Below are 12,187 nucleotides of genomic sequence, written 5' to 3'. Positions count from 1 at the left end.
CCCCGTTTTAACTCACGGGCAATGGTAGCATGATGCCGTTTGAGTTCTCTGGCAATGGCGCGGGCAGACCAACCCAACCGATGAAGGAGTGCTAGCTCACTACGCTCTGTTATGCTAAGATGTGTATAACTCATGATTGATTCTCCTGTGTAAATGGTGTTGTCGTGACTTCATTTTACACGAATCAATCATGGGCCGTTTTTTTATCTAGGTGTCGCACTTGATATTACAATCTGTCGTCAGTGGCAGGCGGATCGCTTTTTTTCTCGATCGACTCTGCCTCTTTTTCTTTTTCCTTGTTCGCCTTCAGTTGCAGATCCAAAATGTTGTTGATGCGAATTTGCAGGTCGACGTGCTTGAAGGCGACGACCAAGACGAGAAAACAGACAACAGCAGCGAGCACCTGTACATAGTCCATCGACATCATCGGCCGCTCGCTCCATGCTGAGTTTCTTTCGGCATCATTGCTTTCTTGCCTCGAATGCTTGCCGCCCCAGCTCTTCTGCCATAAAAGGCGAGACTCTCCTTGGCGGGGAGCAAAAAGCCGAGGACAGTGAGTACCGCCTGGCGTCTCCCTCGCTGCGCCTTTGGCAGAACGCTGCCAGACGATTCGTTTTCGCGGCGGCCTGTAAACCGGGCTGGTTGCTTTTGCATATACTCACTCCTTCTCTGGTTCCGTGTTTAAATCAGGACTGCTTCGCTTCCCCAGCAGGATTGATAGGAACGTTTGTTCTGTTTTGTAGTACAAGTATCTCATACAAAACTCGAAAGTTCAAGTTATTTCCAATCATTTTTTCCAGCTAATTTTGCCGAACAAAAATGTACATTTTCTTGATTAGAAAACGTAGTTGCCAAGCTTTTGGCAGAGTATCGGCTCTGCGCCTGTGCTGGACAAGGAACCTTCTCCATTTTTATCTGTACAAAAAAGCGCGTTCTGCCTGAACAGAATCGCGCTTGTGGGTAGACCCGACAATTTCATTACAATTCGCCTTGCTGCCTAAAAAGTACACCGTTCTCATACTCCAGAACATTTCCATCTGCTGTCGGTTGACGGATTTCTTGAAATGTACTTCTAACAGTCGGTAGGAAGGTTGGGGCTAAGGCGTGAGGGTGGGCGTGAGGCTAGGGAAGGGCTTGGGCGAAGGCCGGGGCAAGTAGCTCGGTGAGGGCCGAGACGAGAAGCTGAAAAAGTCGGGGCTAAGGGCTGGACAATGTTTGGACGAGAAGCTACACGAAGTTTAGACAAGAAGCCGAACAAGGCCGAGGCTAAGGGCTGGGCACAGACTTGCGCGAGAGGCTGGGCGAAAGTTTGGGCAAAAGCGAGAACACCCCCCTTACCAAAAAACACCAAAAGCCAGCCCCTCCCCAATCTGGCAAAGGTCCTGGCTCTTGGCTCTTATCGAATTTCCTCGTGGGCGTTCATCAGATCAGTCCCAAATGTTCGGCCGCTTGACACCCATCGTTCTCATATAATCGAGAAGCTGGCCCGTATGGACGGACTCGTGATAGGCGATCCGCAGTAGCATGTCCCCTAGTGTTCTGACGTACCCGACATCGGAGCGGTCGATGCGGATACTCTCCAGGTCGCTTTTGTCCAACCCTTTGACAAAGGCGAGAAACTGTTCCCGGTACGGCTGCGCAAACGCCAAATCTTCCTCGACGGTCGTGAACGGCTTGGTTTCATACGGATTCGGGAGAGCAGACAGAGCGGCGCTGCCTCGCTGAATCAAAATCTGGTGATACAAAAATTCGCCCTCGATGACATGCCGAATCATTTGTGCGCAGGTAAACGCTTTGTCGTCGGGCTTCCAGTTCAGCCTGTCGTCTGGAATCGCCCGCCATACTTTGATGCTTCGGCGTCTGACTTCCTCGAAATTCAGAATCAGCAGATCGTTCGCGTTCATGTCGCTTCCCCCTCTCTCCCTGTTCCAGCCTGATTAGTCTTTTTGATACAGATCGCACGTCGCCACGTGGTCGTTCACCATGCCTACTGCCTGCATGAACGCGTAGCAGATCGTCGAACCGACAAACGTGAAGCCGCGCTTTTTCAAATCCTTGCTCATCTTGTCGCTGATTTCGGTGGAGGCAGGTACGTCCCTAAGCTCCTGAAAGTGGTTGTGGATCGGCTTGCCGCCGACAAACGACCAGATGTAGCTGGAAAAGGAGCCGAACTCCTCCACGACTTTGAGATAGGCGTGAGCGTTTTTGACGACGCCTCTGATTTTCAGCTTGTTCCGCACGATGCCCTCATCCTGCAAAAGTTGTTCGATCTTTTCCTCGTCGTACTGCACGATCTTTTCCGCTTCAAAGTTGTCAAAAGCCCGGCGGTAGTTCTCCCGCTTTTTCAGGATCGTGTACCAGCTCAGCCCCGCCTGCGCGCCCTCCAGATTCAAATATTCAAAGAGCAGCCGGTCATCGTAGACAGGCACGCCCCACTCCCGGTCGTGATAATCCAAATACAACGGGTCCTGATTCACCCAGCCACATCGATTCATCGGAAAAGACCTCCCGTAAATACGAACATATATTCTTATATAGAGAATATACAATCTTTGGCTGTTCTGCAAGTTATTCTTGCCCATTCTCGCAACTTTTCTCGCACAACAAAAAGACCCTATCAGCGCAATAGGGCCTCTCTCTTTTTTCACGATCGCAAAAACACCGCGCGCAAAAACGCGAAAAAAAAAAGATTAAGCCGTCAAAATAATCGGCTTGCCGCGCGTTATGACGACGGTGTGCTCGTACTGGGCGACGTAGCTTCTGTCCGGCGTCACCAAAGCCCAGCCGTCTGCCCCATCCTTCACATACTCCGTTCCAGTGGAAATAAACGTTTCGACAGCGAGCACCAGCCCGTCCGTAAGCAGCCGTTTGTCCCATTTGTCGTAGTAGTTCAGGACGTGCGCCGGCTCCTCGTGCAAGCTTTTGCCGATGCCGTGGCCTGTGAGATTTTTGACGACCGTAAATCCTTTTGCCTTCGCTTCATTGTGGACGATGCGCCCGATCTGGCTCAACTTGGAGCCAGCCTTGGCCGAATCCAGCGCCTTGTACAGCGATTCCTCTGCGCATTTGCACAGCGCCTGCTTCACAGGCTCTCCCTGTCCCACGACAACCGAAGCGCCTGTATCGGCAAAATAACCGTCCAGCTCTGCGGAGACGTCGACGTTGACGACATCGCCTTCCTTCAACACGGTTCCGTCGGGAATCCCGTGCGCCACAACGTGATTCACGCTGATGCACGTCTGCCCGGGGAAGTCGTACGTCACCTGTGGAGCCGAGCGCGCACCGTACTTCGCCAAAATATCGCCGCCGATACGATCCAGCTCTTTTGTCGTGATGCCCGCCCGGACGGCCTTCAGCATCGCTTCTCTAGCTTCTGCCACAATTCTCCCGATCCGCTGCAAAGCGAGCAAGTCGTGTTCATTTTGAATCGACATGCCGTGTCCTCCTTCGCTGAAAATGTATGCCAAAACCAAATCCGAACCCGCTCCATTTATTGGAACACATTTCTGTTCAAATCGCAAACGCAAAGCCTGGCAGCCAAACGCACAAGCTAAGCGGGGCTTACCTCGTACCGTCCATCCCCCGTCTGCTCGCGGATAAATCCGATCGAAATCCGGTTAAACTCTTCCGGCTGATCGACATTGACCACGTGGCCGCAGTTCATCAAAAGGCGCAACTGCGCATACTGTCTCTGACTCACACACGCTTGAACCGCGGGCAAAAACATGTAGTCTTCGTCGCCCATCACAAACAGGGCCGGAATCGGAGGCTCCTTCGCCAGCAGGCTGCATAAAAACGCATTGATGCCGTGCGTCAGCGAAAACCAGCGCTTGAACTCTTTTTGACAAAGCTTTTGCGCTTCTCTGACAAATAACGACCGGGATTCGCGATGGCGCGCCCGCGGCATGATGACCCAGGCAAACAGTTTGTACAGCCACATGTACGGCACGATGTGCTTGACGAGATTGCCGAGCGCAATCAGCACCTGCGAACGCAAATTCAGCCGGGTCACGGCTCCCGCCAAAACCATCGAGCGTATTTTGTGCGGCTCCAGCTCTGCTATGATCTGCACGATGATCGTCCCGAGCGAAACCGCGACAAAATGGCTGGAAGCGATGTTCTCGTGCTTCATCACCTCGATAATGTCGCGGCTCACGTCCTCGAACGTGTATTTCGGCCGCCGCTTCCCCAGATGCTGCTTCGACCTGCCATGACCGCGCAAATCGACGAGGAGAATATTAAAATGTTCTTTGTAAGCTTTGATCTGTTTATACCAGATGGATGAGCTGCCGCCCGCGCCGTGGACGAAGGTCACCCATTCATAACCCTCACCGCGTATGTACGTCTTATAATGAATCACTTATATCCCCCCAGAGGTATTATAGCGGAGGGATGTTCTGTGTGAAACTATTACCATTTTCTTGCATGAGAAAACTTGGCTGCGCCGAGCCAATGGCGAAGCCTTCACGGACCTAGCGGGCATCAGTCTTGCTCTATCGTTTCGTTCGAAGTCTCGTTATGTTGCTGCACTTATGCTTTGATAAGAGTCTTATCCATTCTTATCTGTTACAAAAAGGATTGGAACTATAAAAAATTGTTTGCAGTGTAGTGGCGTGATGAGCCGAACATGATGCTGTGGGGTTGGTTGGGTTTTTAAAGCTCCTTTATCGGCGCTTTTGGTGTGGCGAGAAAAGAGACGAAATCGCTGTAACTTCTTGGGCTCCCTGCTGGGGGTATCACTGCCCGGCTCCGGGGAAAAAGACACTACAAAAAAGAAAGCTTGCGGTGGGATTGTCGTCTTTCTTGAGAGCTATTAATGCTAGCCTCCCTGACGATACAACATGCATGCTTTTAGAAAAACCGCTTCCTTGTCTTAAGCACTTTGCTTCCTGATCTACAACCCAAAATCACCCCCGAACGACAGAAACAGCTCGTAGAGGAAACAGGAGAAAGCAGCGAAGGCCTTTGGGACTCCTACCCAGCCTCCGCTCCCCCGCTAGAGGCCCAAGTACCTGTAGCGCTTTCTCCTGTTTCCTCTCACCACTACCGCGACGATCAACCGTTTTCCAAGCAGCCAGTCCGCCTTGATCCCACGGCTCGCAATAAAAACCACATTCTCGCCTAAACTAACCTAAACTACCTTGACTGCACCAAGTCGCCAAGCAATCGAAAAAAAACCTCCGTCCCAAAAAGGCACAACTCTTGCTTTCCTCGCCTTCGCAGCCTCGCCATGCTGCACGTACACTGATAAGAATCGTACCCACTCTTCTTCTGCCCAACAAAAACAGGCCGCCAGCTTCTCCCTGACGACCTGCCTTGCACGCGCGAACGCAAGCGCAAACACCTCTACGCTTTTCTTTTCCGCCGAAGCTGGTAATACGTCACAGCCAACGCCAGCGCCAATACCGTCCCTTTGATAATATCGTAGGCGTAGTACGGCAGGTTGAGCATCGTCATGCCGTTGAGCAGCACCCCGATCAGGATTGCGCCGACGAACGTCCCGAACACATTCGGCTTGCCCGCGCCGAATACAGAGAAGCCGACAAACGCCGCTGCCACTGCATCCATCAGCATCGAGCCGCCGCTGCTCACCTGGCCTGTCCCGATCCGCGCCGCCAAGAGCATCCCGCCCAAGCCGGCAAACAGCGCGGATAACACGTAGGCGAGCGTGCGGTAGCGATTGACCGGAATGCCTGACAAGCGCGCGGCTTCCAGATTGCCGCCCGTCATGTACAGCATCCGTCCTTGTCTGGTGTAGGTCAGGTAGATGTGCGTGACCGCGACCAGCAAAAAGGTCAGGATAACTGGCACAGGCAGCGAGAAAATTTTGCCTTGGCCAAGCCACAAAAACCACTCCTGGAATTTCCCCGGAGCCATCGAACCGTCTTCCATCGGCATGTTGGCGTAGATCGAGTAGCCTTTGGAATACGTCATGTGCAGCCCGTTGACGATGTAGAGCATCGCGAGCGTCGCCAGCAGGTCGGGAATCCGGATTTTGACGACCAGAAACGCGTTGACCAGCCCGACGATCAGGCTGAGCGCAATCGGAACGACCAGTGTGGCGAACACGCCCTGCTCGTACCAGACCATCATCGAGGCCGAGACGACGGTAGTCAGCGACACCGTCGAACCGACAGACAGGTCAAAGCCCCCGACAATCAAGGAAAACGTAACGCCGATGGCGACAAACGTCACGATCGAGATCGAGCGCAAAATGTCCGTAATGTTGTCATACGTAAAAAAATACGGGTTGGTCAAACTGAATAACAGCATAACGATAACAATAACCGCAACCGTTCCGTATTTGTAAATAAAATCAAACAGGCTGAATTTTTTACCTTCCACGTTACTCACCTCCGCTTGCATAATACATAATCCGCTCCTGCGTCGCTTCCGCCCGGCTCAGCTCCCGGACGATTTTCCCTTCGAACATGACCAGAATCCGGTCCGCGATGCCCAGCACCTCCGCAAACTCGCAGGAAAAGTACAAAACGCCCTTGCGCTGCTCCGCCAGCTTTCCGATCAGGCGGTAAATATCGCTTTTCGCGCCGATGTCCACGCCTTTGGTCGGTTCGTCAAACATGAAAATTTGCGCATCCGTATCGAGCCATTTGCCGATTGCGACCTTTTGCTGGTTCCCCCCGCTGAGGTGGCCGACGAGCTGGCCGATGTCCGCTGTCTTCACACCCAGCCGCTGCACCAGCTCCCGCGCTTGCCCCGCCTCGACTCCCCTGCGGACAAACCCGAGGCGCGACCATTTCCACAAAGTCGAGACAGACAAGTTGTTTTTTACGGATTCCTCAACAAAAATGCCTTCTTTTCGCCGCTCCTCCGGGACGAGGACGATCCCTGCATCCACGGCTTCCTTTGGCGAGCGCAGGCGTACCGCCTTGCCTTTCAGCCTGATCTCGCCAGCTTCGGCCGCATCCGCTCCGAACAGCAGCCGGGCCAACTCCGTCTTCCCTGCCCCGACAAGTCCTACGACGCCTACGATCTCGCCCTCGCGAACGCTTACATCCGCACCGCGCACCTTGCCGCCAGCCACTCCGGCCGCTTCCAGGATCACTTCGCCAATCGGCAGCTCCACCTTCGGGAACTCTTCCTCGAAGCTTTTGCCCAGCATGTTCCCGATGACTTCATCCATCGTAGTAGCGGCCGTCTCGCTCGTGGCAATCAGTTGACCGTCGCGCATGACCGTGATCCGGTCGCAGATTTCGAAAATTTCCGGCAGCCGATGGGAAATGTAGATGATCCCGACGCCTGCTTTTTTCAACTGGTCGATAATGAGAAACAGCCGCTCGCTCTCCTTCGTGCTCAACGGGGCTGTCGGTTCGTCAAAAATGACGTACTTCGCTTTTTGCACGGTCGCGCGGGCAATCAAGATCAGTTGCTTTTCGGACAGCGTACATTCCTCGACGAGCATGCGCACAGGGATGGAAAAGCCGAAGCTTTGCAAAATGCTCTCCGCTTCCTTGTGCAGCCCTTGCCAGTTCATGAGTCCCTTGCTGCTTTTGGACACGATCTGGTCGAGCAAAATGTTTTCCGTCACGCTCAAATACGGGATCAGCGCCGTATCGACTTCCTGGTAGACGCACTGGATGCCCAACGCTTTCGCATCCTGCGGCGATTGGATCGAGACGTCCTTGCCGTCAATCGCGATGCTGCCGCCATCCGCCTGATACGCGCCTGTAAGAATTTTCATCAGCGTGCTTTTTCCCGCTCCGTTCGCTCCGAGCAGCGCGTGCACCTCGCCAGCCTTGACTTCAAAATCGACGGAGCGCAACGCAGGCACGCCGGAAAACTGCTTCACAATCCCTTTCATCTGCAAGCTGGACACTTTTCGCCCCCCCTAAATAAACAAGATTCCCGTTGACAAAAGCAACGGGAATAGCCAAACCAACCAGCTCTATTTGCTTACTTGCCCCACTCTTGTACGTATTGGGACAGATCGCCCATCGTTACTTTTTTATCCTTTGGCAAGTCTTCCTGTTTGACCAGCACCGGATTCAGCTTCACGCTGTCTGGCACTTGCTCGCCTTTCATTTTTTGGAAAACGGTCTGCGCATGAATGCGTCCGATATTCGACGGATCTACCGCTGCTGTCGCGACCCAAGGAGAGTTTGGCTCCTGGATCAGTTGCAAGTCTTCGTCGCTCAGGTCGATGCCGTACACCTTGATCTCGGTGCGTCCTGCTTGCTGGATCGCACGGGTTGCCCCTTTGGCAAATTCATCCCACGATGCCCATACGGCTGTAATGTCGCCTTTGTTCGGATACTTTTTCAAAATCGCTTCCATCTGCGCTTGCGTATCCAGCGCGGTGTTGTTCGTTGCCGAGCCAAACGCGGCGATTTCCTTGATATCCGGGTATTTTTTCAGGAATGCTTCATACGTTACCTGGCGCTTTTCCATCGGCGCAAAGCCCGCTACCCAAATTTTCACGATGTTGCCTTTGCCGCCCGTATCGGCAGCCAGCTTTTCCAGGCTCAACTCGGCCAGCTTGTTGTCATCTTGCTCGACGACAGGGACGCCCGGCAGCTTGATATCGGTGTCGAACAGCACAACCGGGATCTTTTTGTCGACCGCTTTTTGCGTGCCTTGCTGCAGCGCTTCCGCCGTACCGTGGTCAATCAGGATGCCGTCAAAATTTTGGTTCACCGCAGCATCGAGGTTGGAGGCCATTTTCGACAAATCGGTATCTGCGTTGAATACGGTCAGCTCGCCGCCGTTTTTCTCGACTTCCTGCTTCACGCCGTTAATGTATTGGGCAGAAAACGTGCCGACGTTTTGGCGCATAATCAAGGCAATGCGCTTCGCCTTCTCGCCGCCGGAAGCGCCGCTTCCCGCCTGATTTTGGGTGTCCGCTCCCCCGCCGCAAGCGGTCAAGGCCAGCGACGCAGCCAGTACGATTGATGTGACAAGACCCAGTTTCTTTTTCATCGAAAAATCCCCCTTTTTCTTTCTTCCTGCTGAGCTTCAAGCTGAGGAGGCGACGACCTTCCAATAGGAAAAGCCTCTTTCAACAGATGAAAGAGGCTTGATCGACAAGATTCGCGCCTCTTATCTGTCAGGTATCGCTACCTGTTGGAGTTAGCACCTTGGCTCGCAAGACGGTGATCTTGCCAGCTAGGTTGCCGGGCATCATAGGGCCATTCCCTCAGCCTTCTCTGGATAAGAGTAGTTTTTATTTTCGCAACGTTTGTATTAATATATACAGACTATAATCCTTGTTTTACCCATCTGTCAACTGGGTTTTTGAAGCTTTTGTCCTCCAAAATAATCCCAACTCGATGTCCAAATTTTGGAGGAATTATGTAAGGTCTTGTCGAAACCTTGTAGATTGAAGCAAAAGCCATGCAAATTTGCGATGGGGATGTCTAATGAGTCTACTAAAAGAACTAATCTTGCAAATGTTTTTTGCCTTGACACCGTTTGTTTTGTTCAACATCTATTACCGCGACCGGATGCGTAACTATAGCCGTTGCTTTATTCTCGTAACCAGCTCTGTCTGCATGTTTCTGGCGATGACCTTCGCTTCGAGCGTCAACGAAGGAATCATTTTCGACATCAGGCACGTCATCGTCTTTTTCGCTCTGATCTACGGCGGAGTACGAATCGCCTTGATCGTGCTGATCGAATCAGCGCTGTACCGCTTTTATCTGGGCGGCGAAGGCACCTGGGTCGCCATGCTCGTAATGGCCGCCACGTTTGCAATCTCCCTCCTGATATATCAACGCTACAAAGCCAGTTATCGGAAAACACTGTTTACTCTTTTGACGGGTGCGCTTTTTTCCCTGATAGATTTGGGGTTGACCTATTTCAATTTTCCCACCTATGTATCCCATCAGCTTCCCTATCATGTGCTTGTGATTCCCGTTCAAAATTTTGTCGGCATCTGGCTGTTGATGTCGTTATTTAGCAAATGCGTATCAGACAAGGAATTGTTCATTCGCCATGCCCAAAACGAAAAAATCGAGACGATGAGCCACGTCGCCGCTTCACTGGCGCACGAGGTGCGAAACCCGCTCACGGCCGTCAAAGGATTTTTGCGCCTGATCCAGGAGGACCCGGGAAACATTGCGAAAACCGATCAGTACATTCGCATCAGCATGGACGAGATTCAGCGCACGGAAGCGATTTTGACGGAGTACCTGGCGCTGTCCAAGCCGCTCAAGGAGCGCACCGAGCTGATCGACGTATGCGAGCAGCTCCATGTCGTCCGCGAGGTCATGCTGCCGTTTGCCAACATGAACAACGTCGAGTTGGAGCTGCAAGCTTATGAAAAGCCCGTCACGATCATGGCCAATCCCGACGAGTTCAAGCAGGTGCTGGTCAACTTTATCAAAAACGCCATCGAGGCATGCGCGGAGACGGCCAAAGGGAAAGTCTCCCTGTCGTTGTTCATCGAAAAAAACAACGCCCTGCTCGTCATCAAGGACAACGGCATCGGGATGGACGAGGGCCAGATCAGACGACTTGGCACGATCTATTTTTCTACCAAAACGAGCGGGACCGGACTCGGCCTGACTTATTCCTATCACGTCATTCACACGTTTGGCGGTTCTGTGAGCGTGTCGAGCAAGCCGAAGGTCGGCACCAAGTTCACGATTACGTTTCCGTACCATCAGCCGCAGTAGCAGCTAGGCGAGTGGCCTGGTCATGAAAACCTGCTCGGCCAGCGTGGAAAAGCCCGCACTTTGCAAAATTCGGGTGGTTGTCTCATTTGCGACGGGCAAATTGACGGTGAGGCGATGAAGCTCCTGGTCCAGCGGAGCAAACACATGGGCCAGCGCGCTTGCGACAATCGCCTCCCGGTCTGCTCGTCCGGGACTGGCTTCACACTGAAACAGCAAGGCAGTCGTTTGCCTTCCCTGTTCATCAAAAATCCGCCTGTACAGCGCGTAGTCGACCGCCTGCACGTTCTCGCGAATGGCGACCAGCGCCGCAAGCTCCACGCCCTGCTCGCGGTAAATCTGCAACGTCGCTTCGATCAAAGCCTGCCCGACTCCGCTGCGCCTGTGCTTCGGCGCCACCCCTGTCCCTCCGTTCCAGCCGATTTTTCGCCCGCCTCTGTTCCATATCCCGTTCAGCACGATTCCGGCCGGCTCGCCATTTACAAACGCAACCAGCGAATGCGCGGGCGAAAGTTCCTCCTTCCCCATTTTCCAGATAAGCGTGTCCGGCGTTTTGGACTGGTCGAAAAAATAGCCGGAAAACCCTCTGTTGTAGACCAAAACGGCCTCCGCCACCGAACATTGCTCCATCGCCTTGAAAACAAGCATGGTCATTCCTCCCTGATTGAGATGACAACCACACTTATCCTCTAAAATTATTTTTAATTGATAAAATATTTTTTAATAAACGAAATCGGCAAACTACAGGCTTCCTGAATGGGATAGCCTGGCGCGCCTGTACGCTGCATGCTGTCTGCCTTCCTCTCAATGCTGAACGGGCGGGACCCGCTGCGGATTGTCCGGATGTTTCTCAAAAAACAGCAAGTCGTTTTGCCGATTCAATGTGGCGAGAAAAACCTGCTCGATGGCGACGCCGCTTTTTTTCAGCTCCTGCAAAAGCCAGCCTTCGTCCCGTTCGCGGTACTTCAGCGCCTCTTCACATATTTTTCCTTCGACGATCACAGGCAGGGAGAGGCCCGTCGAGGCAGTCCGGATTTGCAGGTCTTGTCTCGTCACTGGCTGCTGCGCAGATTTTTTCAGGACAGTCAGTCGGCCATTGGCCTCGATGATCGCCATCTCAATCTCCGACAGGTCAAAAATGTCTTTTTCCCGCAGCATTTGCAGTACGTTATCGAGCGAATAGCGTATCTTTTTCAGTTGAGGGACGAGAAACTCTCCGTTGTAAAAAACGACCGTTGGCTCAAACGTGACCATTTTGCCGAAGCGCCTGGACACAATCGACCACTGGGACACGACGCGTTGCAGCACCCCGAGCGCCACAATCGCTACCGCAATGGGAATGTGGTGGACATTCGGCTCGGCAATATCGGCCCCGGTCACGGAGCCTAGCGTGATGATAATCATGAAATCAAAGACAGGCAGCTCGCCAATCGAACGCTTTCCCATGAACAGCGTCACGATCAACAGCAGCGGCAAAATCGTAAATACACGCCCGACTACAATCAAGCTCTCACTGAACAGTTCCACGCAAAAACGCCTCCTGCCCCAACCGTTTC

At 52.9% G+C, this 12,187-nt stretch carries 13 protein-coding genes and 1 riboswitch; of the genes, 1 reads left to right on the top strand and 12 read right to left on the bottom strand.

Translation table 11 applies throughout. The annotated features are described in order from the left end of the window. The 10 genes from AC3WJN_RS21240 to AC3WJN_RS21195 all read right to left on the bottom strand — a co-directional run. A partial coding sequence (locus AC3WJN_RS21240; RefSeq protein WP_238501971.1) for a helix-turn-helix domain-containing protein occupies positions 1-134 on the bottom strand: 134 nt, incomplete at its 3' end. Between the two features lie 92 nt (positions 135-226). After that, complete coding sequence (locus AC3WJN_RS21235) at positions 227-427, bottom strand: hypothetical protein (protein WP_007786004.1); 201 nt, start codon at positions 425-427, stop codon at positions 227-229. After that, the gene (locus tag AC3WJN_RS21230; protein ID WP_005834553.1) at positions 424-654 is read right to left on the bottom strand and encodes a hypothetical protein; all 231 of its coding nucleotides are present in this window, start codon (positions 652-654) and stop codon (positions 424-426) included. The genes AC3WJN_RS21235 and AC3WJN_RS21230 overlap by 4 nt, the downstream gene beginning before the upstream one ends. Before the next feature lie 773 nt (positions 655-1,427). Further along, complete coding sequence (locus AC3WJN_RS21225; RefSeq protein ID WP_005834550.1) at positions 1,428-1,904, bottom strand: DinB family protein; 477 nt, start codon at positions 1,902-1,904, stop codon at positions 1,428-1,430. Positions 1,905-1,937: 33 nt separating this feature from the next. Continuing rightward, positions 1,938-2,495: a DNA-3-methyladenine glycosylase I gene (locus AC3WJN_RS21220; protein WP_005834549.1), complete on the bottom strand. Its 558-nt coding sequence runs from the start codon at positions 2,493-2,495 to the stop codon at positions 1,938-1,940. Positions 2,496-2,690: 195 nt separating this feature from the next. After that, positions 2,691-3,434 carry a type I methionyl aminopeptidase gene (gene map / locus AC3WJN_RS21215; protein ID WP_007786001.1) on the bottom strand — a complete coding sequence of 248 codons (744 nt, stop codon included), beginning with the start codon at positions 3,432-3,434 and terminating at the stop codon, positions 2,691-2,693. Between the two features lie 116 nt (positions 3,435-3,550). After that, positions 3,551-4,360, bottom strand: coding sequence for an alpha/beta fold hydrolase (locus AC3WJN_RS21210; protein WP_007785999.1), 810 nt, complete (start codon positions 4,358-4,360; stop codon positions 3,551-3,553). Positions 4,361-5,346: 986 nt separating this feature from the next. Further along, entirely contained in the window at positions 5,347-6,345 is a 999-nt protein-coding gene (locus AC3WJN_RS21205) for an ABC transporter permease (RefSeq protein WP_007785996.1), read from the bottom strand. A gap of 1 nt (position 6,346) precedes the next feature. Further along, positions 6,347-7,837, bottom strand: a complete 1,491-nt coding sequence (locus tag AC3WJN_RS21200) for a sugar ABC transporter ATP-binding protein (RefSeq protein ID WP_007785995.1) — start codon at positions 7,835-7,837, stop codon at positions 6,347-6,349. A 77-nt stretch (positions 7,838-7,914) separates the two neighbouring features. Beyond that, a complete protein-coding gene (locus AC3WJN_RS21195) occupies positions 7,915-8,937 on the bottom strand; it encodes a sugar ABC transporter substrate-binding protein (RefSeq protein WP_007785993.1) in 1,023 nt (340 codons plus the stop codon). A gap of 117 nt (positions 8,938-9,054) precedes the next feature. After that, positions 9,055-9,175: riboswitch (SAM riboswitch) on the bottom strand. Between the two features lie 202 nt (positions 9,176-9,377). On the opposite strand from AC3WJN_RS21195, the gene AC3WJN_RS21190 reads away from it, so the two are divergent. After that, on the top strand, positions 9,378-10,634 hold the full coding sequence (locus tag AC3WJN_RS21190) for an ATP-binding protein (RefSeq protein WP_007785991.1): 1,257 nt from the start codon (positions 9,378-9,380) through the stop codon (positions 10,632-10,634). A 3-nt stretch (positions 10,635-10,637) separates the two neighbouring features. Here the strand turns inward: AC3WJN_RS21190 and AC3WJN_RS21185 are convergent, their stop codons facing one another. After that, positions 10,638-11,279: a GNAT family N-acetyltransferase gene (locus AC3WJN_RS21185; RefSeq protein WP_007785990.1), complete on the bottom strand. Its 642-nt coding sequence runs from the start codon at positions 11,277-11,279 to the stop codon at positions 10,638-10,640. Positions 11,280-11,435: 156 nt separating this feature from the next. Next, entirely contained in the window at positions 11,436-12,158 is a 723-nt protein-coding gene (locus tag AC3WJN_RS21180) for a DUF421 domain-containing protein (RefSeq protein WP_007785988.1), read from the bottom strand. Positions 12,159-12,187: the final 29 nt, after the last annotated feature.

Source organism: Brevibacillus sp. FW306-2-1A-C05A (assembly GCF_058781555.1).
This window is presented reverse-complemented; position numbering and strand designations above follow the sequence as displayed.

Bases quoted from the DNA above. Each gene is read 5' to 3' on its own strand.
- AC3WJN_RS21235 (WP_007786004.1), bottom strand. From the start codon at position 427: ATGATGTCGATGGACTATGTACAGGTGCTCGCTGCTGTTGTCTGTTTT.
- AC3WJN_RS21230 (WP_005834553.1), bottom strand. From the start codon at position 654: ATGCAAAAGCAACCAGCCCGGTTTACAGGCCGCCGCGAAAACGAATCG.
- AC3WJN_RS21225 (WP_005834550.1), bottom strand. From the start codon at position 1,904: ATGAACGCGAACGATCTGCTGATTCTGAATTTCGAGGAAGTCAGACGC.
- AC3WJN_RS21220 (WP_005834549.1), bottom strand. From the start codon at position 2,495: ATGAATCGATGTGGCTGGGTGAATCAGGACCCGTTGTATTTGGATTAT.
- map (WP_007786001.1), bottom strand. From the start codon at position 3,434: ATGTCGATTCAAAATGAACACGACTTGCTCGCTTTGCAGCGGATCGGG.
- AC3WJN_RS21195 (WP_007785993.1), bottom strand. From the start codon at position 8,937: ATGAAAAAGAAACTGGGTCTTGTCACATCAATCGTACTGGCTGCGTCG.
- AC3WJN_RS21190 (WP_007785991.1), top strand. From the start codon at position 9,378: ATGAGTCTACTAAAAGAACTAATCTTGCAAATGTTTTTTGCCTTGACA.
- AC3WJN_RS21185 (WP_007785990.1), bottom strand. From the start codon at position 11,279: ATGCTTGTTTTCAAGGCGATGGAGCAATGTTCGGTGGCGGAGGCCGTT.